At 63.1% G+C, this 26,801-nt stretch carries 24 protein-coding genes; 16 read left to right on the top strand and 8 right to left on the bottom strand.

Going from position 1 to position 26,801, the window contains the following annotated elements; genetic code table 11:
* Positions 1 to 24: 24 nt before the first annotated feature.
* Positions 25 to 2,112 carry a TonB-dependent receptor gene (locus tag KF712_08040; protein MBX3740925.1) on the bottom strand — a complete coding sequence of 696 codons (2,088 nt, stop codon included), beginning with the start codon at positions 2,110 to 2,112 and terminating at the stop codon, positions 25 to 27.
* A gap of 261 nt (positions 2,113 to 2,373) precedes the next feature.
* Here KF712_08040 and KF712_08035 point away from each other — a divergent pair, with 261 nt between their 5' ends.
* The gene (locus KF712_08035; GenBank protein MBX3740924.1) at positions 2,374 to 3,153 is read left to right on the top strand and encodes a M23 family metallopeptidase; all 780 of its coding nucleotides are present in this window, start codon (positions 2,374 to 2,376) and stop codon (positions 3,151 to 3,153) included.
* Positions 3,154 to 3,220: 67 nt separating this feature from the next.
* Entirely contained in the window at positions 3,221 to 6,700 is a 3,480-nt protein-coding gene (gene dnaE / locus KF712_08030; GenBank protein ID MBX3740923.1) for a DNA polymerase III subunit alpha, read from the top strand.
* A 160-nt stretch (positions 6,701 to 6,860) separates the two neighbouring features.
* Here dnaE and KF712_08025 read toward each other — a convergent pair whose 3' ends face one another.
* Positions 6,861 to 8,978 carry a M56 family metallopeptidase gene (locus tag KF712_08025; protein ID MBX3740922.1) on the bottom strand — a complete coding sequence of 706 codons (2,118 nt, stop codon included), beginning with the start codon at positions 8,976 to 8,978 and terminating at the stop codon, positions 6,861 to 6,863.
* Complete coding sequence (locus KF712_08020; GenBank protein ID MBX3740921.1) at positions 8,975 to 9,373, bottom strand: BlaI/MecI/CopY family transcriptional regulator; 399 nt, start codon at positions 9,371 to 9,373, stop codon at positions 8,975 to 8,977. The genes KF712_08025 and KF712_08020 overlap by 4 nt, the downstream gene beginning before the upstream one ends.
* 123 nt (positions 9,374 to 9,496) lie before the next feature.
* On the opposite strand from KF712_08020, the gene KF712_08015 reads away from it, so the two are divergent.
* From KF712_08015 to KF712_08000, 4 genes are all read left to right on the top strand, one after another.
* Complete coding sequence (locus tag KF712_08015; protein MBX3740920.1) at positions 9,497 to 9,895, top strand: VOC family protein; 399 nt, start codon at positions 9,497 to 9,499, stop codon at positions 9,893 to 9,895.
* Positions 9,892 to 10,455: an AAA family ATPase gene (locus KF712_08010; GenBank protein ID MBX3740919.1), complete on the top strand. Its 564-nt coding sequence runs from the start codon at positions 9,892 to 9,894 to the stop codon at positions 10,453 to 10,455. Before KF712_08015 ends, KF712_08010 begins: the two co-directional genes overlap by 4 nt.
* A complete protein-coding gene (locus tag KF712_08005) occupies positions 10,452 to 11,447 on the top strand; it encodes a beta-lactamase family protein (GenBank protein MBX3740918.1) in 996 nt (331 codons plus the stop codon). Before KF712_08010 ends, KF712_08005 begins: the two co-directional genes overlap by 4 nt.
* A gap of 61 nt (positions 11,448 to 11,508) precedes the next feature.
* Positions 11,509 to 12,192 carry a DUF4190 domain-containing protein gene (locus tag KF712_08000; GenBank protein MBX3740917.1) on the top strand — a complete coding sequence of 228 codons (684 nt, stop codon included), beginning with the start codon at positions 11,509 to 11,511 and terminating at the stop codon, positions 12,190 to 12,192.
* A gap of 5 nt (positions 12,193 to 12,197) precedes the next feature.
* On the opposite strand, the gene KF712_07995 is transcribed toward KF712_08000, so the two are convergent.
* Entirely contained in the window at positions 12,198 to 13,124 is a 927-nt protein-coding gene (locus KF712_07995) for a glycosyltransferase (protein MBX3740916.1), read from the bottom strand.
* Between the two features lie 74 nt (positions 13,125 to 13,198).
* Here KF712_07995 and KF712_07990 point away from each other — a divergent pair, with 74 nt between their 5' ends.
* Positions 13,199 to 14,323 carry a glycosyltransferase family 4 protein gene (locus tag KF712_07990; protein ID MBX3740915.1) on the top strand — a complete coding sequence of 375 codons (1,125 nt, stop codon included), beginning with the start codon at positions 13,199 to 13,201 and terminating at the stop codon, positions 14,321 to 14,323.
* Here KF712_07990 and KF712_07985 read toward each other — a convergent pair.
* A complete protein-coding gene (locus KF712_07985) occupies positions 14,292 to 15,008 on the bottom strand; it encodes an FkbM family methyltransferase (GenBank protein ID MBX3740914.1) in 717 nt (238 codons plus the stop codon). The genes KF712_07990 and KF712_07985 overlap by 32 nt on opposite strands.
* A 66-nt stretch (positions 15,009 to 15,074) precedes the next feature.
* Positions 15,075 to 15,815 carry a class I SAM-dependent methyltransferase gene (locus KF712_07980; protein ID MBX3740913.1) on the bottom strand — a complete coding sequence of 247 codons (741 nt, stop codon included), beginning with the start codon at positions 15,813 to 15,815 and terminating at the stop codon, positions 15,075 to 15,077.
* Positions 15,816 to 16,000: 185 nt separating this feature from the next.
* Here KF712_07980 and neuC point away from each other — a divergent pair, with 185 nt between their 5' ends.
* From neuC to KF712_07940, 8 genes are all read left to right on the top strand, one after another.
* The gene (gene neuC / locus KF712_07975; GenBank protein MBX3740912.1) at positions 16,001 to 17,134 is read left to right on the top strand and encodes a UDP-N-acetylglucosamine 2-epimerase (hydrolyzing); all 1,134 of its coding nucleotides are present in this window, start codon (positions 16,001 to 16,003) and stop codon (positions 17,132 to 17,134) included.
* A complete protein-coding gene (gene neuB / locus KF712_07970) occupies positions 17,131 to 18,198 on the top strand; it encodes an N-acetylneuraminate synthase (GenBank protein MBX3740911.1) in 1,068 nt (355 codons plus the stop codon). The genes neuC and neuB overlap by 4 nt, the downstream gene beginning before the upstream one ends.
* Complete coding sequence (locus tag KF712_07965; GenBank protein ID MBX3740910.1) at positions 18,195 to 18,833, top strand: acetyltransferase; 639 nt, start codon at positions 18,195 to 18,197, stop codon at positions 18,831 to 18,833. Before neuB ends, KF712_07965 begins: the two co-directional genes overlap by 4 nt.
* Positions 18,834 to 18,936: 103 nt before the next feature.
* Positions 18,937 to 19,815 carry an imidazole glycerol phosphate synthase cyclase subunit gene (locus KF712_07960; protein ID MBX3740909.1) on the top strand — a complete coding sequence of 293 codons (879 nt, stop codon included), beginning with the start codon at positions 18,937 to 18,939 and terminating at the stop codon, positions 19,813 to 19,815.
* Positions 19,812 to 20,516: an imidazole glycerol phosphate synthase subunit HisH gene (hisH, locus tag KF712_07955; protein MBX3740908.1), complete on the top strand. Its 705-nt coding sequence runs from the start codon at positions 19,812 to 19,814 to the stop codon at positions 20,514 to 20,516. Before KF712_07960 ends, hisH begins: the two co-directional genes overlap by 4 nt.
* Positions 20,517 to 20,519: 3 nt before the next feature.
* Positions 20,520 to 21,749, top strand: a complete 1,230-nt coding sequence (locus KF712_07950; protein MBX3740907.1) for an N-acetyl sugar amidotransferase — start codon at positions 20,520 to 20,522, stop codon at positions 21,747 to 21,749.
* A complete protein-coding gene (locus KF712_07945) occupies positions 21,746 to 22,453 on the top strand; it encodes an acylneuraminate cytidylyltransferase family protein (protein MBX3740906.1) in 708 nt (235 codons plus the stop codon). Before KF712_07950 ends, KF712_07945 begins: the two co-directional genes overlap by 4 nt.
* Positions 22,453 to 23,856 (top strand): hypothetical protein, encoded by a 1,404-nt coding sequence (locus tag KF712_07940; protein MBX3740905.1) that lies wholly within the window; start codon positions 22,453 to 22,455, stop codon positions 23,854 to 23,856. The genes KF712_07945 and KF712_07940 overlap by 1 nt, the downstream gene beginning before the upstream one ends.
* Before the next feature lie 74 nt (positions 23,857 to 23,930).
* Here the strand turns inward: KF712_07940 and KF712_07935 are convergent, their stop codons facing one another.
* Entirely contained in the window at positions 23,931 to 24,671 is a 741-nt protein-coding gene (locus KF712_07935) for an SDR family oxidoreductase (protein ID MBX3740904.1), read from the bottom strand.
* Complete coding sequence (locus tag KF712_07930; protein MBX3740903.1) at positions 24,655 to 25,578, bottom strand: Gfo/Idh/MocA family oxidoreductase; 924 nt, start codon at positions 25,576 to 25,578, stop codon at positions 24,655 to 24,657. Before KF712_07930 ends, KF712_07935 begins: the two co-directional genes overlap by 17 nt.
* A 189-nt stretch (positions 25,579 to 25,767) precedes the next feature.
* Here KF712_07930 and KF712_07925 point away from each other — a divergent pair, with 189 nt between their 5' ends.
* On the top strand, positions 25,768 to 26,793 hold the full coding sequence (locus tag KF712_07925; GenBank protein MBX3740902.1) for a nucleotidyltransferase family protein: 1,026 nt from the start codon (positions 25,768 to 25,770) through the stop codon (positions 26,791 to 26,793).
* Positions 26,794 to 26,801: the final 8 nt, after the last annotated feature.

The following is a 26,801-nucleotide window of genomic DNA, read 5'->3' as shown; positions in this document are numbered from 1 at the left end:
ACGCCACGCCAATCGTGCGAACCCTCAGAAGGTTGCCCGGATTTCCGTGCCGATCATCCGCGGAGCACCCGGGCTGGCGGCGGGCTGGCCGAAGAAGACATAACTGTGGGTGAAGTATTCTTCATCCGTCAGATTCCTGCCGAAAACGTAGATGCCGAAGTTCCCTTTCTCGAACCCGAGGCGCGCATCGAGCAGCGAATAGGAACCCTGCGTCACATTATTGGCATCATCAAATGAAGTCCTCCCGACCAGACGCCAGTTGATGGCCGCCATGCCTCCCCATGCCGCCCGGTAGCTGGCACCGGCGTTCACGGTGCAGACCGGGATCTTGGCGACGCGCTTGCCGGAAAAATCCCCGATGAAGGAATCATAGTCATCATAGCGGGCGTGTGTGTATCCGGCTCCGGCGAAGAGTTCGAGCCCGGCGGCGGGACGGATCCGCAGTTCCGCTTCCAGGCCCCAGGCATGGGCATCCTCCGCATTGAAGATCGTCTGCCCGGCCGGGTGGAACTGGAAGGCCTGGTAGTCCCGGTAGTCCGTGTAGTAGGCGGCGGCATGGAGCTCCACCGTTCCATCCCGGAAAGAACTGTCATGCCCCAGCTCATAGTGGACGGAGTGCTGGGCATCATATTCGTTGGACGAACCCGCCGCGATGGCGAGGCCACCGGGCTGCATGGCGGTGCTGAAACGGAGGTAGGAACGCTGCGTCTCCGTCCATTTCCACGCCACCGCGGCCATCGGCAGGGCGGCGGTGTAGTCCTCGCGGCCATCCGTGGTGAAGGCGACGGCACCGAGGCCCGCAGCGGCCGCCGACGGATCGAACGAAGACCGGGTATGGTCGCGTGAAAGCTGGAGCCGCAGTCCGCCGCTCAGTTCCAGATGGTCCCCGATGGAACGGGTGATCTCACCATAGGCGGCCCATTCCTGGTGGTCGTATTGCAATTCATTGAGCCCCTCCCACGGACCGAGACCGCGGATGAAATGCTCCAGGTAGGAGTTCCGGTTGGAGAAAAACAGGCCGGCCCGCCAGCGCAAGCGCGCGGAGGGGTCCGTCGATTCGGCACGGATTTCCTGCGTCCACGCGGATACATTCTGATCCCGGTCCCGGAACAGGGTGCCCGGATTGAAAATTTCGAACAACAGGGCGGCATCCTCATCTTCGGAATGCGAATCCCGGTGGGAGGTGATGGATTTGATCTGCCAGTCGTCTTCCCTCCACACGGCCCGCAGTGCCTGGAATGCCCCCCAGCCGGTGGCGGAGGCATCCGGATCCGCGCTCACGTCGCGGGGAACGGAGCTGCCGAATGGCATGAACACCGGAGGATCGTCATCATGGCGTTGCAGCCCGGCGGTGAGGGTGAACTCGAGCTGGTCGGTGGCCTGCCAGATGAGCTTCGCCAGCAGCGCCGCGCTTTCGGACTTTCCGTAGGGGTCTCCGGTCAGGCGGTCCCTGAACCATCCCTCGCTCTCGGAGTAGAGGAAATCGACCCCGAAAAGCAGGCCCGGACGCACCTGCCCGCTGGTGTGCAGGGTGCCGCGGTGGAAGGCGTGGCTGCCATAGGTGTAGGAGGCCTCCCCCTCCAGCCCGGCCTCCGGGCGGCGGGTGGTCACATCGAAAACACCGGCAGGTCCCGGTGCTCCGAAAAGTGTGCCGTGCGGCCCCTTGTGGATCGTGATGCCAGACGCCGCGAACATACCGAACTCCCGTCCGTAGGCGTCCTGGAAAGGAACGTCATCAATGTAGTATGCGGCGCTGGTCCGGCCTCCGTCCAGCTCATGGAAGGTGAGTTCCTGGGTGCCGCGGATGCCGAAGCTGGGGGCGCGGCTCACTTCCGACTGGCTTACCGACACATTCGGAGCCAGCCGGGAGACATCGGACAGATCCTTCAGGTCCAGGTCTTTCATGATCCCCTCCGGAACCACCTGGGCCGTTGACGGGGAAATGGGCGCGGGAACCGCGGATGCATCCCCGCGCGTGCCTGTGACCTCCAGTGTGGCGAGTTCCTGCGGCTTGCCTCCCTGCTCCTCCGCCGCCGGCAGCCCCCCTGGAAAAAAAAGCCCCGCCGCCAATGGAACCATCCCCCGTCCCGCCCACTTCGGTACTTTGCTCATCAAGACGGACCATACCTGCATTCCGCAACCGGTTTCTAGCTCAACTTGCGGAAAGGCTGAATTTCACCCCCTATTTTGGGGGGTAGCCGGAAACCCTCCGCCATGGCATGTTGGAATTCTAGGAGGCCTGCTCACCGGATCAACAGCTCATCGTCCCCGGATGTGGAGTCCGGGGGCTGACCGGCGGGCAGGCCTGCGTTTTCTTTCCAGCTTGGGAAATCAAGACTTGGGAAAGTTCCGGACGGGCGGGTGCGTAGTGCCATGAGCACGTTCATCATGGAAAACACCACCCCTTCCTCCCCCAGCGCGGTTCCGGCCTTCATCGTCACTGCGGTCGTGGCCTTGGCCATCACGGGCACCGCGATCTGGCAGGTGAGCGGCGGCAGCGCGGGGCGGATCCCCCGGTTCGGCAGCCAGAGCGCGGATTCCCCGCTGGTAATGCCGGAAAAAGGAGCGCCGGACCTGAATTTCCGCCCTCTTTCCCCATGGCAGTCCATGAGCGTCCCGGCGGCCATCCGTCTGGACCCTCCCGCTGGCACCGAAAACGGAGCCTTCACCCACAACGCCCAGCCCTTCTGGGCGAAAAACGAGAAACGTGGAGCCAACCATACGGGGGATGACCTCTACGGCATCGGTGGCAACAACACCAACCTGGGGGATCCGGTCTTCGCCATCGGCGACGGGCTGGTGGTTTTCGCGGGAGCCTCCACGCCCGCCTGGGGGAACGTCGTGATCATCGCCCACAAGGACGCGGAAGGAAAACCCCTGCAGTCGGTGTATGGCCATCTGGACAAAGTCGAGGTCAAGAAGGACGCCTTGGTCGCCCGTGGGACGAAGATCGGCACCATCGGCACGGCGGACGGCCAATACCCCGCGCATCTGCACCTGGAGCTGCGCGCCGGAGACGTCGTGGACGCCGGTGGCGGCTATGCGAAACAGCAGGGTGACCTCCTGAACCCGGCTGAAACCATCGGCAAACGCCGCAAGGCGCTGCTGGAAGCCATTTCCCCCTCCCCGCTGGCGAAAGCCTTGGCTCCCTAGGCGGGAACAACTTGCTTTCAATCCTGCTTGGACGTTCCGGCGGTCTGCCCCATCCTCGGGCCGCCCGATGTCCGATTCCTTCGTCCACCTCCACCTGCACACCGAATACTCCCTGCTCGACGGCATGATCCGCACCAAGGATCTGGTCAAGCGGGCGGCGGAGCTGGGGATGCCGGCGGTGGCGATGACGGACCACGGCAACCTTTACGGCGCGATCGAGTTCTACCAGGCTTGCAAGAAAGGCGGCGTGAAGCCGATCTTCGGCTGCGAGATCTACCTCGCCCCGCAGTCGATGGAGGACAAGAAGGAGCTGGTCGGCCGGAAGCGGGCAACCCACATGACCCTCCTCGCTGAGACGGATGAGGGCTGGAACAACCTGAGCAAGCTGACCTCCATCGGCCACCTGGAGGGACTTTACTACGGAAAGCCGCGGGTGGACCGGAGCGTCCTGCGGAAACACGCGGCGGGCATCATCTGCCTGACGGGCTGTATCTCCGGACCGGTGAACGAATGGCTGCGCGCCGGGGACATGGACAAGGCCCGCGAGACGATGGCGGAGCTGGTCGATATCTACGGCCGGAACAACGTCTATGTGGAGATCCACAACCACGGACTGGAGCAGCAGGAACTGGTCCGGCCCGGCCTGCTCGCGCTGGCAAAGGAGTTCGGCCTGAAGCCAGTGGCGGCGAACGACGTCCACTTCCTCAACCGTGACGACCATGAGGCCCATGACGTGATGATCTGCATCGGCACCGGCAACCTCCTCATCGACGAGAACCGGATGCGCTACACTCCGGAGGTCTATTTCAAGACGGCGGAGCAGATGCGGGAACTTTTCGCGGACGTTCCCGGTGCGTGCGATGCGACGCTGGAAATCGCGGAACGGTGCAACGTCAGCATCAAACTGGACTCCACCTCGTCCGAAAAATACCCGCAGTTCGGCACGCCGGACGGCAGCCCGCGGGAAGAGTATCTGATGAAGATCTGCCAGGACGGCCTGGTGCGCCGCTATGGCGTGGAGCGCGCCGGCGAGGCGGAGGTGCAGGAGCGGCTGAAGTATGAGGTGGACATCATCAACAAGCTGGGCTTCGCCTCCTACTTCCTCATCACCGCGGACTTCATCCAGTGGGCGCGGGACCACAACATCCCCGTCGGCCCCGGGCGGGGATCCGCCGCCGGATCGCTCGCGTCCTATGCGATGGGCATCACCGACATCTGCCCGCTGCGTTTCGGCCTGCTGTTCGAGCGGTTCCTCAACCCGGAGCGGGTCAGCCCGCCCGACGTTGACATCGACTTCTGCCAGTCACGCCGCCCGGAGGTCATTGAATACGTCCGCCAGAAGTACGGTGAACGCAGTGTTTCCCACATCATCACCTACGGCACCCTGGGCGCGAAGAGTGTGCTGCGGGACGTGGCGCGGGTCATGGGTGTGTCCTACGGCGAGGCCGACCGCATCGCGAAGATGATCGAGGCGAAGCCGGGTGTCTCGCTGAAGGGCGAGTATGACTCGAAGCCGGACCTGAAAGAACTGGTCGCCAGTTCCACGACCTACCAGGAACTCTGGGAATACGCGCTGAAGCTGGAAGGCCTGACCCGTAACGTGGGCATCCACGCCGCAGGCGTCGTGATCGGCGACAGGCCGCTGGACGAGCACGTGCCGCTGACCCGCGGCAACGAAGGCGAAGTCGTGACCCAGTATGACATGGGCGCGATCACCGAGGTGGGCCTGCTGAAAATGGACTTCCTGGGTCTGAAGAACCTTACCGTCATCCAGGATGCGGTGGAGCACATCAGGAAGCACACGCCGGGCTTCGAGATCGAGAAAGTGCCGCTGGACGACCAGCCGACCTTCGACGTCCTGAACCGCGGCGAAACGATGGGCGTGTTCCAGCTTGAATCCGGCGGCATGGTGGAGACCTGCCGGAAGTACGACATTTCCAGTATCGACGACATCATCGACTTGATCGCCGTCTACCGTCCGGGCGCGATGCAGTTCATCGACCAGATGCTCGACGTCAAAAAGGGCCGGACGAAGCCGATGTACGAGCACCCGCTGCTGGAGAAGGTCTGCGGATCGACCAACGGCGTCATGATCTACCAGGAGCAGGTGCAGAACGCGGCGAAGCTGCTGGCGGGCTACACCCTCGGCGGCGCCGACCTTCTCCGCCGCGCGATGGGCAAGAAGGACCCGAAGAAGATGGCGGAGGAGCGCTCGAAGTTCGTGGAAGGCGCGGCGCGCACCAACGGCATCGAGGCGAAGCTCGCGAACCAGATCTTCGAGAAGATCGAGATGTTCGCGGGCTACGGCTTCAACAAGTCCCACTCCGCCTGCTACGGCCACATCTCTTACTGGACCGCCTACCTGAAGGCGAACCACCCGGTCGAGTTCCTGGCCGGCCTGCTTTCCAACGAAATCAACAACACGGACAAGATCGCCGTCTTCGTGGCCGAGTGCCACCGTATGAAGATCGAGATCCTGCCGCCGGACATCAACCAGTCGCAGCTCCGCTTCGCCCCGGAAAAGACCAAGGGCGGCACCGACGGCGTCCGCTACGGCCTGGCCGCGATCAAGAACTGCGGCGAGGGCGCGATGGCGCAGGCGATCGAGGAACGCGAGAAGAAGGGGCCATTCACCTCGCTGGAGGACTTCGCCTCGCGGCTGGACTCGAAGGTGATCAACAAGCGGATCCTCGAGAACCTCATCAAGGCCGGGGCACTCGACTGGACCGGCGAAACCCGCGCCGGGATGTTCAACCGCCTGGAGCAGGTGGTCGCCTCCGCCTCCTCCGCGCAGAAAGACCGTGCCTCCGGCCAGGTGTCCCTCTTTGATGCGATGGACATGGCCCCCTCCGCCCCGGCGGTGAAGTCACGCCGCAGCGAAAACGCCGTCGAGGAATGGCCGAAAGACGACCGCCTCGCCCACGAGAAGGAATTGCTCGGCTTCTATGTGACCGGCCACCCGCTCGACAAGTTCCGCAAGGTGATCGACTCGGAGAAGTACCGCCGCATCGGCCTGATCGACGATCTCGATCTTTCCAACGCCCGCGAGCGTTTCCCCTTCGCCGGCATGGTGCGCTCCCTGGAGTCGAAGGTCACGAAAACCGGCAAACCCTTCGGCGTGATGAAGCTGGAGGACTTCACCGGCATCGCCGAAGTCATGCTGTGGGGGGAAACCTTTGTCCCCGCCCGTGACGCCGGACTGGTGGACCCCGGAAAGATCATCCGCCTCAAATGCGCGGTGCAGGTGGACGACCGCACCGGCGGCCGCCGCCTGACCGGCTACGAGCTTTCCGAACTGAAGGCCCGCCGCACCGCCGCCTCCAATGGAAAGGGTCCCATCGAGCTGATGCTGTGGACGACCCGCCATGGCGAGCGGGATCTCATCGAGATCAAGGAAGCCCTCGCCGCCCATCCCGGCACCACCCCGGTCCATCTCCATTTCCAGAACAGCGCGGGCAAGCGCGTGACCGTGGAGGTCGGCGAATCCTTCACCGTGAAACGCGGCCTGGATTTGGAGGAAAAGCTCGACCGCTGGCTGGAGGATTGAGCGGGCAGAGAAACGTAGCGGAAGTCGTGAGACTTCCGGTGGTGGGGAAGTCCGCAGGAAACCGGAGCTTGCTACCTGAGAAAACATTCACCCCAGCGGACCGCATGGAATGGGAGCGAAGCTGACATAGCGGCTATGCCGCAATGCGGCCCCTGCCCGCTCACCGCGGCAACCTTTCTATCACGAAAAAGAGCGTTTCGTTGGGCTGCCCCTTGGCCTCCTTCACGTATTCCAACCGGTTGAAGCCCTGCATCGCGGCATTTGCCGGATCAAGTGGTGCCGAGGTCCTCATCAGGTCGTCAAAGCCACGGCTTCGTTGCCCTGGAGCGAGCTTCATCTTGAAATCTGAAACCCTCCACCGCGCCTCCGGCAGACCTCCCAGGATCATGACCGGCTCCAGATCCGTCCACTTCGCATCCTTGTGGTGTTGCTGGACATGCTTCCGGACCTGCTCTGGAGTTTGCTTCCGCCATAGCTCACCCTTTCCGGTATTCAGGTCCCCCTTGGGGACGGGAAGATAGTCCATGGCATCTTTGTCATCGGGCACCTCCAGAATGCCGCCCCGGATGCGGAAGTCCGGCATTTCCTGGACATGATGCGGCACCTCGATTCTCACGCCGAAATCCTTCACCACGTTCCCGGCGGCATCGATCGGCTCCGCCTTGAACATCGCCATGATGTGGACGCCCTCCGGCAGACCTTTCAGGGAGATCAGCATGTACTCCCCCGCTGACAACAACCGGGTCTGCTTCGCGGAAGCCGAGCGGACGGTCTTCCAGTCGAAATCTTTGGAAGGTGCCGGCCATTTGCCATCAAAGCTGGCAGTAAGTTCCATGGGCGACCGGCCCGGCTCGTAGTTCCACAGGCAATCGACGGACAAACTTACCTCCCTGCCCTTGATCACAGGGACCGACTCCAACGATAGTCCGACGAATGGCACCTTGCGCACATCGGGGATGTCTTTGTTGCCGGGTTCGGTATGCACGATATAGGTCGAGGTCGCCATTCCATCCTTCGCCATTACGGAGGGTGCGGTCATCAAGTGGGTGCCCGCTTTCTGAACCGCGCGGCGCATCATGAGCTGCCACTCAAGGTTGCTCAGGATGGATCCCGCCTCGGGGAATGGGTCATCGGACTGGAGGAAACTTGCGGTGATCCTGATCTGTGGGGAACGCGTCGGTTTGGGTTCTTTCGCAGGGTTTCCGACCCTCATCCAATATTCGGTATCCGGCTTTGCCGCCGCACCTGTGGAAACTTCTCCCCCGCCGGTCTTCACTCCCGCACAGGAAGCCAGCAGTCCACCGCCCGCGATGAACAACAGCGTCAGCACCGCCGAAGCAGCCGAACGCGCGGCGACGTGTTCCCCACGCACCAATGCGCGGAGACGTTTCGCCAGTCGCTTCGCCCCGCCGCTGGCCGCCATCGGCACACCGGCCGGGGCGGTCCATGCCTCTGTCAGATCCAGCAGGAATTCACCATAGCTCCGTCCCTCGTCCGGCATGGCGAGCGCACGTGCATCGCAAACCCGCTCGCGGTCCTCCGCCCACCGCCGGGCCAGCAGGTGGACCACAGGATTCCACCATGCCACGCACTTCGCCAAGGAAAGGAGCACCGCCAGCCACGGATCCCCGGCACGGATGTGCTCCGCCTCATGCCGCACCACCCAGCGCAGCTTCCCGTGGCATCCATCTCCCAACACCGATTCCGGCACGACCATCCGCATCCGGGAAAAGCCCACCGCGCACGGTCCGGTTCCGTTTCCTGAAATGAGAAATCCGCTCCGCGCTCCGGATGCGAATGGCACCAGCGAAGCCCATTCCCCATCCGTCGGCCCGCGCAATGAAGCCGTCCACCTGCGGAGCCGGGCCGTCCTCACCGCAACCACCACCAATCCGGCCAGACCACCGGCAATCCACACGCCCGCAATACCTTCTTTCCAATCGAACGATGTGCGCCGCGGGACAGGATCTTCCCGCATGGGATCCGCCACTACTGTATTTGCCGTAGAAGTCCCGTCGATCCGGATGACCCAACCGCTCCATGGGCGTTCCTCCGCCGGAGCGGCAGGCCCGGCTGCCGGGGAAGGAATTTCCTGAAACCAACCCAACGCCGAAACCCACGGCAGAACCACGATGGCAAGGGCGCCCGCTGCGGCGGCAAAAGCACGCCTGCCGGGATCACGCAGCAAGAGACACAACCCGCCGACGAACACCGACAACAGCGCGGTGTGCAGCAGGAAGTTCAGCCAATAGGCTGGAAGTTCAGAAAGCATGCTCATGGCTTTCCTCCCTTTCCATGTTCATCCAACAGCTTCCGCAGCTCGGCGATCTCCGTCTTTGAAATCCCGCCCTCCTCCACGAGGCAGCGCATCATCGACAAGGCGGAGCCACCGAACATCCGGCCCTTCAGATCCTTCAGCAGTCCGACACGGCCTTTCTTCTCCTTCACCACCGCGGAGTATTCCAGTGACTTCTCCCCTTCCGCCCGGCGGATCCATCCCTTCGCCTCCAGCCGGGAAAGCTGGGTCTGCAGCGTGTTGCGCGTGATCGGCTCCGGGCGGGAGGCATTCACCAGTTCCAGCAGGCGGGCCACCGTAGCGGGTTGGTGCTTCCAGACCAGATCCATCAGCGCCTGTTCCGCCGCCGACAACGCGGGAAGGAAATTTCCACTCATGGAATATGGAATGCCGACATTTGTCGTCATCGTCAATCCGAAAATGACGACACTTGTCGTCAGTTGATCATCCACACCATCCCGCCGCTCGACATTTTTCCCCGGACCGGAAACGATGGGGACATGATCCACCATCTCTCCTTTGCCGTGACGGATCTCAACCGTTCCGCCGGATTCTATGACGCCGTGCTCCGGACGCTCGGCTACCGGCGCGTGTGGGAGGACACGACCTTCATCGGCTACGGGCTGAACGACCGGGAGGATCTTTTCGCCCTCAAGCTCCGACCTGGGAATGCCAGCGTGCCGGGCGACGGATTCCACCTCGCCTTCAGCGCGCCATCACGGGAAGCGGTCCTGCGTTTCCATGAAGCCGCACTCGCCCACGACGGAACGGACAACGGCGGGGCCGGGCTCCATCCGGAATACGGGCCGGATTACTTCGCCGCCTTTGCCATCGACCCGGACGGCTACCGCATCGAGGCGGTGATCATTGGCGATCCCTCCCACTCCCCCGCATCATGAACCGCGCCCACGCCATCCTTCTCAATGGAACTTCCAGTTCCGGAAAAACCACCCTTGCCACCGCACTCCAGCGGGCGATGCCCGAGCCGACGCTTTATGTCTCGAATGACAAATTCATCTTCATGGCTCCAGACGAGGCGCTCAAGGATGACCTGATCCGCCCGAAACTGCTCATGCCGCTGCTTTCGGCTTTCCATCGGTCGCTGCCGCTCATCGCAGGCTGCGGCTTTCCGATGATCATTGATCATGTCATCGAACGCACGGACTGGATGGACGAAATCGCACAGGCATTACGCGGTTTCGATGTGTTTTTCGTGAAAGTCGGGTGTCCACTCGAAGAACTGGAACGTCGTGAGGCAGCACGTGGCGACCGCCAGCTTGGTTTCGCTAAGATGCAGCTCGGCTGGGTTCACCGCCATGGAGACTATGACAATGAGGTGAACACCTTCACCCACACCACGGAGCAGAACGTGGAACAGCTGAAACAGCTTTTTTACTCGGGAAAGAAGCCGCAGGCGCTTGAGCGAATCCGCAACCAGACAGATACGGCCCCTACATGAACATCTCGACGGAAAGCAACCTGACCGCATTGCTCCTCTCGGAAGCATTCAGCGGCGTCGCCGTTGTGCGTCACAATGGGGAAACGCTTGTGAAGTTCGCGGGTGGGCTGGCGGACCGGGACACCGGCAGACCCAACACCCTGGTCACACGTTTCGCCACGGCATCCGTCGGAAAAATGTTCACCGCAACCTGTCTCGCCAGGCTGGAGGACGCGGGACTCTGCCAACTGTCACAACCGTTGGCCGACGTCGTGCCTTCCCTTGCGGCACACTTCGATAAGCGGATGTCGCTCGCCTCCCTGCTTTCCCATCGCTCGGGCCTTGGCGACTACATCAATGATGATTCGGACCTGCCATTCGCCGGAATGGATGTGGCCCGCCTGGACCGCCCCGGAGCATTCCTGCCCTACGTCCTGAAAGCGCCGCAAGGAGCGCCGCGGGAGTTCTCCTACAGCTCGGCCGGATTCATCCTGCTGGGACTGGCCATCGAGGAACTGACCGGGATGTCCTATCCCGAGGCGATGGACCATTGGGTGCTCGAACCCGCCGGCCTGCGGTCCACGGGCTTTCCGCCGATGGATGACCCGCCAACGGATTTCGCCAACGGCTATCTGCCCGACGGGAGGACCAATGCGGGCCACCTTCCGCGGATCGGCGGACCGGATGGCGGGATCGTGACCACGGCCGCCGACCTACAGAGTTTCTTCGGTTGCCTGCGGAGCGGAGACTTTCTCAGCCAGTCCGCGCGCAGCTTCCTGTGGCAGGAGCAGGGCCGAATCAATGCGATCTCGGACTACGGACATGGCTTCTACCTCACCCCCATCTGCGGCGGGATGTGGCCGGGCCACACGGGCAGCGATCCGGGCGTGTCGGCACGGGTGGCATTCTCACCCCATTCGAACTCCTCCATCATCGTCCTCTGCAATCGCGATGAGGTGGCATTCGATGTCTTCCGCCTCGCGATGGAACATCTGAATGCGCTGGCGTCCTGAGCGGGAGGAAGGCGGGGACACCGGCTCGACATTTCCGCCACTTCCCGCCAATCCTATCACCATGCATCCGCCATCCATCGCGCCCGTGTCACCCGCCGCTCCGAAATCCGGCCTGGCCACGGCGAGCATGGTCTGCGGCATCCTTTCCCCGCTCACCTGTGCGGCCACCTTCCTGCCCGCGGTCATCCTCGGCCACATCGCCCTGTCGCAGATCGGCAAGGCGGGCGGCGCGCTGGGAGGCAGGGGGCAGGCGAAGGCCGGCCTGTGGCTGGGCTACGGCAGCTTCGTGCTGATCTTTGTGGGCGCGTTCCTGGCAGGGCTTCTCACCCCGCTGTTCATCCGCTCGCAACAGAAGGCTCATGAAGTGGCCTACCTCAACAACGTCCGCCAGATCGGCACGGCCTTGGTCGCCTACCACCAGGCAGAGGGAACCGACACCGCCCCCTACCCATCGGACATCCGCCAGCTCGACCCGATGGGCTACACCACCAACGTGAGCGAGCTGCTCACCGTCCGCAGACTCCATGCGGGGGATTGGCTCTACTTCTGGTCGGCGGATGCGGAGGATCCATCCGCCGCGCTGCTCATCTCACCACCACTGAAAAGCCACCTGTCGGACGTGAACGCGAACCATATCCTCCTCACCACCGCCGGTGCCGTCCGCATCGTGGAACCGTATGTGGTGGACGGCGCACTGAAGGCATCCCCGGAGCCTCCGGTGAAAGTTCCCGCTCCGGAGCGCTGAGGATTCTACCCCCGCACCACCGCCGCGACGCGTTCCCGGAACGCACGGTCGTTCTCAAGGAACCATGCCCGCGCGGCGGTGCCCAGCGCGGCCTTTTCCTCCGCTGGCATGGCGATCAAGCGTGAGATCGCTTCTTCAAGCAGATCTTCCCGGATATGGAAATTCGTTCCCAGGTGCCGGGCCTCGGTCTTTCCGTAGGGGACGACGACTCCACGGGTGGCATCGACCAGCTCGTTCATCGGCGGGGCGTCCGTCACCACGGTCACGGCGCGGCATGACATGGCCTCCGTGATATAGTGCCCCCATCCCTCCGACAGCGACGGGCAGAGGTGGATGCCGCAGCGGTTCTGCATCTCCCTCAGCTCCGCATCAGGCAGGTAGCGGCTCACCAACTCCACATTCGCCGGGACGGACGCGGGTGCGTTGTCCGGATGCTGGACGAGCGTCAGCACCGGCCACTCCGGATGGCGGGCCCAGAGTGCCAGCAACACCCCCGTGTTCTTCAGCGTGCTCTTTCCCGCCAGATGGAAAAACCGGCCGTAGTCCGGAGCCATACTTTCCAGAACCCGGTCATCCGCGGTGAAGCCGATGTAGGAAACCGCGGGATGGTGCCTTGAGAAAATCTCCTCCGCATGCCGGGACTTGCACAGCACCCGGTCGATCATCTTCAGACGGCCCAACAACCGCTCCGGGAACCGTTCCTGGTTCGGGATCAGGAAATGGCAGCCCGCCTTGCGTTTCCACCAAGGGGCCACGCGCTCCAGATGAAAGGCGGCGTCCGCCTTGAACTCACGCGAAAGCAGCGCGCCCAAACCTTTGAGGGGCGGTGTCTTCACCGTCATCCCCGCACCTTCCAGAGCCGCGCCCAGCAGGGCCGCGTCGCGGTCCAGGCCCACGCCGTTGCTACGCCCCAGGATCAATGCCTTCCTCATCCGGCGGCAGTCTCTGATATTTCCCCGGTCTTGCAAGACCGCTTGCTCCGTCCCCAACATGCCCGCAGCACGAAATGGACATCGTCTTCATCCAGAAATTCGCGGGCAGGGGCGGCTCGAAGAACAGCCTCGCGGAAAGCCTCGCCGCATTGTCCGCGGACGGCTCCGTCCGCCTGCGGGTGATTTCCTCGGAAAAAGGCCAGTTCACCGAGCGCTGCGGCCGCATCGGCGTGCCGGTCACCATCACGCCACTGCCGGAGTGGCGGAAATTCTTCGACCGCCTGCGGTTCAAGGGCGCCATCCGCTCGATCGCCCGCAACCTGTCCGGCCCGAAGCCGGACTGGATCATCAGCAACGAAATGTGGTGGGCGCCCCAAGCGGCGGCCCTTTCCCGCGAGCTGGGCTGCCGTTCCGCCGTCATCCTGCGGGACGGCATCGCCACCATCCGGAAGTCCCTCCAGTACCGGTTGCAGGACCACGAGCTGATCCTCCCTGTTTCCTCCACCATCGCGGAAGCGCTCACTCCGCATCCGGAGTTCTCCCCCAAGGTGCATGTGCTCTTCAACTCCGTCAGCGTCCCGGCTGAAAACCCGGAGGACACCCGGCGGCTGGACCAGCTCCTCCAGCCCTACCCGGATGTCCGCCGCTGGCTGCTGGTCGTGGGAAAACTCAGCCCGCGGAAGAACCAAGTGGATGCAGTGCACGTCCTGCGTTCCCTCACCGATGCGGGCCATGCCGGTCTCGGCCTGCTGCTGGCCGGGGACATCGAGCCGGATTACCTGCCGCAGATGGAAAAGGCCATCTCCACCCACGGCCTCCAGGACCGGGTGGCGATGATCGGCAACTTCGAAGGCCTTTCCTCCCTGCTGGAGCGTGCGGATACCCTGCTGCTGCCCAGCTTCCGCGAAGGCCTGCCCCGCTCCCTCGTCGAGGCGGTCACGGCGGGCAAGCCCGCCTTCGCTTTCCCCTGCGAAGGGGTGGAGGACATTTACGGCGGGCATCTGCCCACCTTCGTCAGCGCGGAATCCACCGCCGCCTCCCTCACCGCCGTCATCCGTCACGCGTGGGAAAATCCGGAGTCCACTTCGGCGGCATTCGCCAAGGTGCGTGAGCACGTCCTCCGGCAGTTCTCACCGCAGGAGCACGCGCGGCGGCTCCTCTCCCTGCTCAGCGGGTCAGGCCGAACACCGTCCCGCTGAACGCGGCGATCCCGAAGCCCTCGCGCACCAGCGCCTGGATGCAGGTTCCGGCCTTCACCTCACCGATCAGGTGGGGGTGGACCTCGACGATGATCTTTCGGAGTGACGGCGGGAAGTTCGGCGCATGGTCGCACCAGACCTGCTCCCCACCCTCCACGTCGATGACAAGGGCGGTCGGCTCCGGCATGCCTCCGCGTTCCGCCAGTTCCTTCAAGGTCACCCATGGCACGGAGTCCCCCCCATCCCCTGCGGCCCGGCCGGACAGGGAATTCGCCACCGCGGAAAACCGTTGCCTCGCCACCTCCTCCGGCACCGGCCCATCCCACAGGGGGCATCCCAGCAAACCCAGCAGCTCCACCTTCTCCCCGTTCACCGAGAGCTGGCGTTCGAAATGGGGCTTCAGCAAGCTGTTCGGTTCGGCCGACAAGACCGCACCGGCCTTCCCTACTTTCTTCGCCAAAAGGGTCGAAACGATGCCCAGGGAAGCTCCCAGCTCGATCACCCGGTCGCCCGGCCCGATCAACTGCGCGAGCAACTTCCGCTCCGCCCGTTCATAGCCACCCCGCATGAGGTGGCGGCGCATCCTGGGAGCGAGGAAAGATCCCCGGATGGGCACCTTCACCCCGTCCAGCAGGGCGAACTCGGGCCACAGCCCGATGCGGGTTGGAAGGTCACGCAAACTCATCTTCGTAAAATCTGTTTATAAGGGTCTGCCGCAGGCACCAGCCTGCGGATCATGCGGTGGCCGGGTTCATCCCGCCACGGGGGCATCCGCGGCTTTCACCAGGTGGAGCTGGCGGCCTTTCCATGGATACTCGAAAGGCTCGCGCTTCACGAGCTTGAAGCCTTCCCGCTCGAACAACCTCACCAGGTCATCCGTGGTGGACCATGAGAAGCTCTCGAAGAAACCCGGTTGCTCGCCCTCCGCCTCGCCGTCGATGGCCTCGATGATCAGGCGTCCGTCCGCCTTCAGCACCTTCCGCACCTCCTTGGCGATCCGGCTGATGTCGAACGCATGGTCCAACGAATTCGTGAACACGAAATCGACCGACTCCGGCGCATACTGGAGGGCGTGGAAATCACCATGCACCACGTAGTGGTTGTTCTCCCCGGGGTTGAGGTCGATGCCGATGGCGAAGCATCCGTTGTCGATGAAGGCCTTCACCTCACTGCCGATGCGCGCGGCCAGGCAGAGGGCCGTCTTTCCCTGGAGCGGGATCCCCCATCCGGCGAGGCGCTTCCCGAGGGCGGCGCGGAACTTCTCATCATACGTCTTGAGATCGATGATGTTCAGCTTCGAGCGCTGGTGCTCCAGATACTCATCATAGGAGTTATAGGAACGGCGGGAGAATTCCTTCTCATCGGTGCCCGGTGTCCAGCCGCCGGTGAACTTCCGCTTCAGCTTCCACCAATAGATCCGCTTCTTGATCGAGCGTCCGAGCTTTCGAAAATAACGCGCGGGATCAAAGGCCTTTTTGGACTCTACACTCATTGTGGCGGATTTGTCTTAGGGAAAGGCAGAGCGTTGTGAAGCGGCCTTAACTTATCAAGCCCGGAATGCAAGGGACAACGCCCGGCAAGCGGCGGAGGCACTGGCAGATTCACGTTGTCGCATCCGGCATCAGGGTGTTAAAGCGGGTGGGCAAACCAGTGGCAACCAAGCGGAAAATAGGAGTCGTGACCGGATCCCGGGCGGACTACGGCCTGTTGCTTCCCGTCCTGAGGGCGATCAAGGCGGCGGATGATCTGGAGCTGCGGCTCTACGTGACCGGCATGCACCTCGCCCCGGAGTTCGGTTCCACCGTCCGCGTGATCGAGGAAGACGGATTCCCGATCCAGGACCGGGTGGAGATGCTGCTGGCCGGAGACAGCCCCGCGGCCATCGCGAAGTCCACCGGCCTCGGGTTGATCGGCTTTGCGGAAGCCTTTTCCCAATCACCGCCGGACATCGTGGTGGTGCTGGGGGACCGTTTTGAAATCCTGGCGGTGGCGCAGGCCTGCCTCTTCCTCCGCATCCCGCTGGCCCACATCGCCGGAGGGGACACGACGGAAGGCGCGGTGGACGAGGGCATCCGCCACGCCATCACCAAGATGGCGCATCTCCACTTCGTCACCAATGAGGAGTCCGCTGCCAGGGTCCGGCAGATGGGCGAGGATCCGCGGAGGGTCATCGTCACCGGCAGTCCGGGTATCGACGCCATCCTCTCCACGCGGCTGCTGTCGAGGGACGAACTCGCCGCATCGCTCGGCATCCCGCTCCACCGCAGGCTGTTGGCGGTCACCTTCCACCCGGCCACGCTGGAGGATGCGCCGCAGTCCGCCCAGATGCAGCGACTGCTCGACGCGCTGGACACCTTCGACCCCGCGGAAACGACCATCATTTTCACCATGCCGAACGCGGACGCGGACGGGCGCACCCTCACCGCCATGGTGCAGGAATACACCGGCACCCGGGAGCACACGCGGGCCTTCGCCAGCCTCGGCCTGGTCCGCTACCTGAGCCTGGTCTCCCATGCGGATGCGGTGGTGGGGAACTCCTCCAGCGGCCTCTATGAAGCGCCCACGCTGCGGACGCCGACAGTGAACATCGGCGACCGGCAGAAAGGCAGGCTTCATGCTTCCTCCGTGCTCCACTGCCCCGCGGATGCCGATGCCATTTCCACTACCATCCACCGGGCGTTCGGCATGGACACTAGCGCCACCACCAATCCCTACGGGGACGGTCAGTCCGCCGGACGGATCGTAGAAGCACTCCGCTCCCTGGAGGCCCCCTCATCGCTGCTGCGCAAGCACTTCCACTCCCTCCCATGAACGACGAGGTTTTCATCATCGCCGAGGCCGGCGTGAACCACAACGGCTCCCTGGCGCTCGCCCTGCAACTGGTAGATGCGGCGGCGGAGACCGGCGCGGATGCGGTGAAGTTCCAGACGTTCAACAGCGCCAGCCTGGTGACGGCCACCGCGTCGAAAGCGGACTACCAGCAGGAGAACACCTCGGCCAGCGAGAGCCAGCTCGAGATGCTGAAGAAACTGGAGCTTTCCCGGGAGGACCACCTCGCACTCATCGCCCGCTGCCGGGAAAAAGGGATCGAGTTCATCTCCACCCCGTTCGACCTCGGCAGCCTGGACCTGCTGGTGGAGCTGGGCGTGCCGAAACTGAAGATCCCCTCAGGCGAGCTGACGAACGCGCCGCTGCTCCATGCCGCCTCCCGTTCCGGAAAGCCGGTCATCCTTTCCACCGGAATGGCCACCCTGGAGGAGGTCCACACGGCGGTCTCCGTGCTGGCCCACGGCTACAGCCCGGACTCCGGCAATCCGTCCGTGCAGGACTTCGCAGCCATCACCGACTTCAGGCCGCTGCAAGGGAAACTCACGCTGCTGCACTGCACGACGGAGTATCCGTCGCCGTTCCCGGACACCAACCTGCGGGCCATGGACACGCTGCGTGACACCTTTGGCCTGCCATGCGGCCTGTCAGACCACACGCCGGGCATCTCCGTCGCCATCGCCGCCGCCGCCCGCGGTGCCGCGATCATCGAGAAACACATGACCCTGGACCGCAACCTTCCCGGCCCGGACCACAAGGCCTCCCTCGATCCCGCCGAGTTCACCCGGCTGGTGGAGGGTGTGCGGCAGGTCAGCGTGGCACTGGGAAGCGCCTCCAAGCAACCCACCCCATCGGAAGCGAAGAACCTCCCCATCGTCCGCAAGAGCCTGGTGGCCGCAGCCGCCATCCGCAAAGGGGAGGCATTCACCCCGGCGAATCTCACCGCAAAGCGTCCGGGCGGAGGCATTTCACCGCTCCATTACTGGTCCTATCTGGAAAAGACGGCGACCAGGGACTACCTGCCGGACGAACCCATCGAAGCCTCATGAAGCCGGTCATCATCATCGGCGGAGGCGGGCATGCCAAGGTGGTCGCGAGCACCCTTCAGGCAGCCGGGCAGCCGGTTCTCGGCTTCACCGATACCGGCGGGGCACGTCCCGAAATGTCAGGGATCCCCCAACTGGGCGGGGATGAGGCAATCGCCGGATACGATCCATCGTCGGTGGAATTGGTGTTCGGGATCGGGTGCATCCAGCCCGGCCCGGCCCGTGCCGCAATTTTTCATCGGTTCAAAGGCATGGGATACGATTTCAGGACCGTGGTTCATCCCACCGCCTGGGTGGCTCCCGACGTTGAGATAGGCGAGGGAACCGTTGTTTTCGCGGGAGCGATCGTCCAGCCAGGCACCCGGATCGGTGTGAATACCATCCTGAACAGCCGGTCCTCCGTGGATCATGACTGCAGGATCGGCTCCCATGTTCACATCGCTCCCGGGGCCGTGTTGTCCGGAGCGGTCGTTGTTGGTGATGGAGCCCATCTTGGGGTCGGATGCACCATCATCCAAGGTTTGACCATTGGCGGAGAGGCACTTGTGGGAGCCGGATCCGTGGTGGTGCGGGATGTCGCAGCCGGCCACCGGGTGTTCGGCGTGCCGGCGAGACCCATCCCGGGCGGGGGGGCGTGAAGATACCCGCCCCGGCGATATACCTCTTGAATTCGCCTGCCGCCTGCCTTTGACTCCGGTTTCCCATTCTTGCCGCTGCTTCCAAGGCACCGGCAGCTTTGTCATGCAAAATCTCCGAATCATCCCCCGGCTGGACATCAAGGGGCCGAATCTCGTCAAAGGCATTCATTTTGAAGGCCTCAGGGTCATGGGAAAACCCGAGGCGTTCGCCCGTTTCTACTACGAACAGGGCGCGGATGAGCTTCTTTACATCGATGCGGTGGCAAGCCTTTACGGCCGCAACAGCCTGCTGGACATCGTAAAGCGGACTTCCGAAGAGATCTTCATCCCCTTCTGCGTGGGCGGCGGGCTGAGGTCGGTGGATGACATCCGCCAGGTTCTGAGGGCGGGCGCGGACAAGGTTTCCCTCAACACCTCCGCCATCGCCGACCCCAAACTCATTTCCGAAGCCTCACGGGCATTCGGTTCGTCCACCATCGTGATCTCCATCGAAGCGGTCCGCCAACCGAACGGACGCTACGAGTGCCTGACCGACTACGGCCGTGAAACCTCCGGGGTGGATGCCTACGACTGGGCGCGCAGGGCCGAGGATCTGGGGGCCGGCGAAGTCATGATCACTTCGATCGACCGCGAGGGGACCGGCGAGGGGTTCGACCTGGATATCACCGGACAAATCGCCTCCAGCCTTTCGATCCCCGTGATCGCCGGGGGTGGAGCCGGCTCCGCCCGGCATGTGCAGGAGGTGGTCGAAAAAGGAAAGGCGGACGCGGTGGCGATCGCCGGCATGTTCCACTACGACACGATCTCCCGCATCACCAAGGCGGACGAATCCCTGTTTGCCACCGAAGGCAACGTGGAGTTCCTCCAAGGGAGGCGCGGTCCCATTTCCGCAGGCCGGCTGACGCCGTGCGGTATTCCTGAACTGAAGGATCACCTCCACTCGGCGGGCATCGCCTGCCGCAACCTTTCCCTTGTCCGATGAGCGCTGGAACTCCTGTCAACGAACCTTCGGTCCGGGCGGCGATTGTCGACTACGGCCTCGGCAACCTGTTCAGCGTGCTCCATGCGTGCCGCCACAGCGGCATCGACGCCTTCATCACCTCCTCACCCAAGGAAATCGAAGCCGCTGAAGCGGTGATCCTCCCCGGAGTGGGTGCCTTCGCTGATGCGATGGAATGCCTGAACCGGCTGGATCTTTCCCAGCCGCTCAGGGATTACTCACAATCCGGAAAGCCCCTGTTCGGCATCTGTCTGGGCCTCCAGCTCCTCTTCAGCGAAAGCGAGGAGTTCGGCTCCACCAAAGGGCTGGGCATCGTCCCGGGCAGCGTGAAACGGCTCCATGACATGACCGGGGCCGATGGCCGGCGGCTCAAGATCCCCCACGTTGGCTGGAACCTGGCCGTGCCACCCGGCGGAAATGCCGCCCGCTGGCAGGGCACTCCGCTGGAGGACATCGGAACCGAGGCGATGATGTACTTCGTGCATTCCTTCTATGTGACCCCGGAGGACGAACAGATCATCCTTTCCAAAACCACCTACGGGGATCAGGAATTCTGCTCATCCATCCACAAGGACCGGACCTTTGCCTTCCAGTTCCATCCGGAACGCAGCGGCGAACAAGGCATCCAATTTTACCGCAAGATCCGAGAAATCATCAGCAACTCCCCTTCCACCATTTCCTAAGCCATGTCCGAAACCTACTTCAACCTGCCGTCGGAAATCCGCTTCTGCCGCCGGTGCGTCATGAGCAACCAGAGACCTTGCTCGATCCCGGAGTTCACCCACACGCGGGAGCGCAAGGGTGCGACCTACCTCCATATCGATGAAGAAGGCATCTGCGATGCCTGCCGCCACGCGATGAACAAGCCGGTCATCGACTGGACGAAACGTGAGGAGGAACTGCTGGCCCTGCTGGACAAACACCGCAGCAAGGATGGCAGCTACGACTGCATCTGCCCGGGAAGCGGCGGCAAGGACAGCGTGTATGCAGCCCACGTCCTGAAGTACAAGTACAAGATGAACCCGCTGACGGTCACCTGGCCGCCGATCCTCTACACCACCTATGGTTATGAGAACTTCATGAACTGGATCAAGGTTGGCGGCTTCGACAACATCAGCTTCAACCAGAACGGCCGCGTCCAGAAAACCCTCACCCGGCTTTCCATCCAGAACCTGCTCCACCCGTTCCAGACCTTCATCCTCGGACAGAAAAACCTGGCTCCCCGCATCGCCGCGAAGTGGGGCATCCCGCTGGTGTTCTTCGGGGAGAACGAAGCGGAGTACGGCAACCCGGTCGCCGACAACGAAAGTTCCCTCCGCAGCAACAACTACTACGCCATGAAGGACCCGGCGAACACCTACCTCGCCGGTACCAGCCTGAAGGATCTGGAGGAAAAGCACGGCCTCACCCCGGGGGACCTGGCACCCTACCTGCCGGTCGAGCCAGCGGTGCTGGAAAACTCCGGCATCCAGGTTCACTACCTCGGCTACTACCTGAAGTGGACGCCCCAGGAGGCCTACTACTATTCCGCCGAACACACGGCGTTCAAGGCCCGTCCTTTCCGCACCCAGGGCACCTACAGCAAGTACAACAGCCTGGACGACAAGATCGACGACCTCCACTACTACACGACCCACATCAAATACGGTCTGGGCCGCGCGAGCTACGACGCATCCCAGGAGATCCGCAACAACCACCTGACCCGCGAGGAGGGCGTCGCCCTCGTCAAGCGCTTCGACGGGGAGTTCCCGGACCGTTACTTCGACGAGATCATGGAGTACCTTGAGATGACCAAGGAGGAGTTCGACCGTCTTTGCGACGAGTTCCGCTCCCCCCACCTCTGGGAAAAGAAGGACGGCCAGTGGGCGCTCCGGAAGACCGTCTGGAGCGATGAAGCGGCAACCGCCGGGGCATGAAGAAAACCTTCGCCTTCATCTTCGCGCGGGGCGGCTCGAAAGGCGTGCCGCGCAAGAACGTCCGCCTGCTTGCCGGAAAGCCGCTGATCGCGCACAGCATTGATCTGGCGCTCTCCATCCCGGAAATCTCCAAAGTCATCGTCTCCACCGATGATCCCGAAATCGCGGCCGTCGCCCGGGAGCATGGCGCGGAGGTTCCCTTTCTCAGGCCTGCGGAACTTGCGGGCGACCATGCGTCGGAGTGGAAGGCGTGGCAGCACGCGGTGACCCATGTGCAGGAGAAACTCGGTGAATCCTTCGACCGTTTCATCAGCCTGCCCGCCACCGCTCCGCTCCGTTCCGCGGAAGATGTCACCAACTGCTTCGCCCGCTTCGGGGAAGGCGGAGCGGATCTGGTGTTCTGCGTGACACCCTCCGCCCGCAGTCCCTATTTCAACATGGTGAAGCTCGATGGAGAACACCGGGCCGAATTGGTGATCAAGCCAGTGGGGGAGGTGATCCGGCGGCAGGACGTGCCGGAAGTGTACGATATCACCACGGTGGCTTACGTCACCACACCCGGCTTCATCCTTTCCCGCAACGGCGTCTTCGATGGTGTGACGAAAGCCGTGATCATCCCGGCGGAGCGGGCCATCGACATCGACACACCACTGGATTTCGAGTTCGCCGAGTTCCTTGCCCTCAAACGCCAACACCAAGACTAATGGGTCTCATCCTCCGCAGGAAAGTCCTTCTGTTCCCGGTCGAAACAATCGTCAGGGAACTCGATTTCCGCATGATCCTCGGCCTGATGGTGTTGCGGCCGGATTGGCAGATCATCATCGGGGATCATGAGGTGCTCCTCAAACTGTCCCTCCGCCTCCGGAATGTGGTATCCGTCCTAAAGAACGTCACCGGCGGCAAGTATCCGTGGAAATATCGCCGCTGGAAGGATCTCAACCACCGCATCATCCATCTCGACGAGGAAGGTGCGATTTACGAACATGGCCCGGACCGCTGGAAGGTGGACCTGGACAACCGACTGATCATCCGGGAACTTGACGCCGGGGAGCATATCTGTACCTGGGGATCCTTCCAGGCGGAACACTACCGTTCGCTCCGGCCGGCATGCGCCGACAATGTCACCGCCACCGGCCATCCGCGCTTTGACCTCTGCCGCCCCGCCTTCGACAAGCTTTACGAGGAGGAGGTTCTCCAGCTCCGTGCCACTTACGGGAAGTTCATCCTCGTCAACACCAACATCCTGGCGAGCAACGTGTCGGGACGTGACGTCAACTTCCGGTTCTACAAAGTGGAGCCGGAGGATACCGCCACCCGCACCCACTACATCGAACAATACTGCCACGAGGCCCGCCGCGAGGCCGCCTTCATCGAACTCATCAACCATCTGAGCAACACCTGCCCGGATCACCGGATCGTATTCCGGCCCCATCCCAGCGAGGACCTCCACGCCTACGAGTCGCTGCTGAAATACATCCCCCGGGTGACCATCACCCGCCAGGGTTCGCTGAATGCCTGGCTGCGCAGTTGCCAGATCCTCGTCCACAACGGCTGCACCACCGCCATCGAGGCGCACCTCAGCAACACTCCGGTGATCAACTTCGCGCCGACCCGGGATCCGCGGTTCGAGCTCACCCTTCCCAACCTCGTGGGCACGACATGCACCACTCCGGAGGAGGTCACGGAGGCCGTGCACAGGATCGACCGGCATGGGGACGTCTCCGCCACCACTCCCGGGAATCTCGAGCATCTCATCTCGATGATCCGCAACTTCGATCCCAACTGGGACTCCTTCGCCGCGTTCACCAGGATCATCAACCAATGCCAGGAGGAGGCGGAAGATGTCGGCATCATCGGCTCCTCACCGCTGCTGGGATGGCATCGCTTTTCCGATCCCATCCGCTACTCCCCCTTGATTCCACGGGCCATCAGCTCGCTTTTCCCCCGCATCCGGCGCGACAGCAACAAGTTCCCTCCCCTGGATCCCGCCATGATCCGGTCCAAGCTCGATCTGCTTGAGTCGATTCTCGGCGTCAGCCCGGACGTCCACTTCCACTCTCCGAGGCTGATCTCCCTGACTTCCCGACAAGCCGGCCCACAGTCCTGATCGCTCCGCGCGGAGGTTCCCCGCTCAGGCCCGATGTTGCGGGTTCGTGGACCATGGGAGCCGGAAGCCCTTCCTCAGATACAGGTCCAACCGCCATCGACCATCAGGTTGTGGCCGGTCACGTAGGAAGCCTCATCGCTGAGGAGGAAGGCGACGGCCGGGGTGATGTCCTCCGGAGCGGCCATGCGGCGCAGCGGCGTCTTCTTCACATACTGGTTCACAAACTCTTCCGGCTGGTGGTCGAACACGCCACCCGGTGACACGCAGTTCACCCGGACACCCCGCGGACCATAGTAGGAGGCCAGGTAGCGGGTGAAATTCACGATGCCGCCCTTGATGGCGGAATACGCGGCCGGCATGGTCATGGGCGTGCCGTCATAGACCCCGAAGTCCGGGCCGACAACGCCGTAAACGGAGGCGATGTTGACGATGCTGCCGCCGCCACGGGCACCCATGTGCTTCAGCACGTGCTGGCAGCAGGTGAAGACGCTGTTCATCTGGACGTCCACGTTCCGCTTCCAGGAAGCATCCGGGATGTCCTCGAAATGGGCGCCCCAGTCCTTCGTGCGCGGGTAGGCGTTGTTCACCCAGCCGTCGATCCGGCCGTGGCGGGCCACGACCTGCTCCACCAGCGAGCGGATGTCATCCTCCGAGGTGATGTCGCAGCGGACGAAGTCCCAGTCATCGCCCGCGGCGGGATTGAGGTCCGCATTCACCGGGGTGCCGCCTTCCCGGCGGATGTTCTCCAGAAGCGCCCGGCCGATCAGGCCGCTGCCCCCGGTCACCACCACCACCTTGTCACGAAGCCTGCTCATGCAACGCTATTCTAAGAACTCCGATTGCCTCGTCGATGGAATTCATCGGCTGCGAGCCGCTTTCAAGGTGCTCCAGGAAATAGCGCATCTGCGCGGTGTAGGTTCCCGCCATGTCCGGCTCCGCCTGGAAAAGGACCTCACCATTCCCCTCCACCCGGCAGGCGAGGAGGTCCGCATGGATGGTGCCGGATCCGGTCACGATCTCGATCTCCCTTTTCGGGTCGCGCCGGTAGTAGTTGAGGGTGATGCCCGCGGTGAAGCCGGGATAAAGCAGACGGTAGGAGGCGAAGTCCGCTGCGGAAATCTCCAGTGAGGAACACCGCCGCATGAGGCGCTCCGACGAATCCGGCATGCCGAACAACCAGGTGCAGCAGTCGATCTCATGGATGAGGTCGAGATGTACCCCGCCCCCCATCTCCTCGTTGGCACTGTAGATGGTGCGGTAGTCCTTGCCTGGCCGCCAGTCCGGCAGGTAGGAACCGCAGTAAAGGTTCACCTCGTTCACCCGCAGAGCCTGATCCTGCAGATATTGCTTCAGGAAACGGACGACCGGGTGGAACCGGAGGTTGCACGCGGTGTAGGTGAGCAGGTTCCTTTCGCGGACCAGCCGCTGGATGTCCGGGGCGTCGGAAAGGCTGGAAAGGACCGGCTTCTCGACAAACAGCGGGCAGCCCAGTTCCGCGGCCTTCCTGATGGAGTCACCATGCAGGGACGTCGGGTTCGAAATGATGACGAAGTCCGGCCTCTGCGGGAGCTGGTCCAGCGAAACGATGCTGGTCACGCCGGGGACCGGGTCATGGGCGGAGGAGGAACGCAGCGCGGTGACAGTCGCTCCGGGATGGATCCCATGCAAAGCAGCGAGATGCTTGCGGGCGATCGACCCGAATCCGATGATGAGCGCGTTCATGATTTGGACCGGATGCTGCCGCGCAACCGCACCGAGGCTAGCCCGCGCCGGGAGGTTGCCAAGGACACATTTCCCGGCATGGCGCTCCCCCAAGTCCCGCCACGGCATTATGGCGCGACCGACGGATTCCGAGCGGCATTGACACTGCCGGAACGCTTCCCCAAGCTTCCCGGGCGGATGACGGAATCCTTGAAAAACTGCACTGTTTCAGAGACCTCCACCGTCAGGGAAACAATGGATCGCATCAACACCGGCGACCTTTCGGGTGCCGTGATGGTCAATAATGCGGAGGGCCAGCTCGTCGGTCTGATGACCGACGGCGATCTGCGGCGCATGCTTCTCAACGGAGCCGGCATGGACGATCCCATCGCCCCCCACATCAACCGGGACTTCACCTGGGTCGGTGAAAACACCTCACGCGCCCATGTGCTCGACCTGATCCGTGCCCGGAGCATCGAGCACATCCCGATCGTGGACGCCCAGATGCGCCTCCAGGGCGTGCACCGTCTGGGGGACATCCTGGCGAAAAGCGTGCTGCCGAATGTCGCCGTCATCATGGCGGGCGGCAAAGGCACACGGCTGGGCGCGCTGACCAAGGATGTGCCGAAGCCGATGCTCAAGGTGGCGGGCAGGCCCATCCTGGAGCGCATCATCCTCCATCTGGTGGGTGCCGGTATCCGGAAAATCTACATCTCGGTGAACTACCTGAGCCACGTCATCGAGCAGCACTTCGGCGACGGAACGCATTTCGGATGCTCGATCGACTACCTGCGGGAGGAAAAGCCCCTCGGCAGTGGCGGCGCCCTCTCCCTGCTGCCTGAGGCGCCATCCCATCCCGTGCTGGTCATGAACGGCGACCTGGTGACGGACTTCCCCATCCGCCGGTTGCTCCGCCACCACGAAAAGGGCGGCTACATGGCGACGATGGGCCTGACGCCCTACCAACACACGGTTCCCTTCGGCTGCGTCACGCTGGAGGAAGGCAGCATCACCGCGTTCCGCGAAAAGCCGCTGCTGAGCGAGATCGTCAACGCGGGCATCTATGCGTTTTCCCCCGCGATCCTCCCGCGGGTGACCGGCGACCATTATCCGATCACCAATCTGTTCGAGTCCTGCCTCGAGAACGGCGAGCCGATCGGCGGCTACGTCATCGAGGAAGGCTGGGCGGACGTCGGCGTGCCGGAGGAACTGCATGCCGCCCGCGGCAACTTCTGAACCCTTAC

The organism is Akkermansiaceae bacterium (assembly GCA_019634595.1).
Classification (GTDB): Bacteria; Verrucomicrobiota; Verrucomicrobiia; order Verrucomicrobiales; family Akkermansiaceae; genus Luteolibacter.
This window is presented reverse-complemented; position numbering and strand designations above follow the sequence as displayed.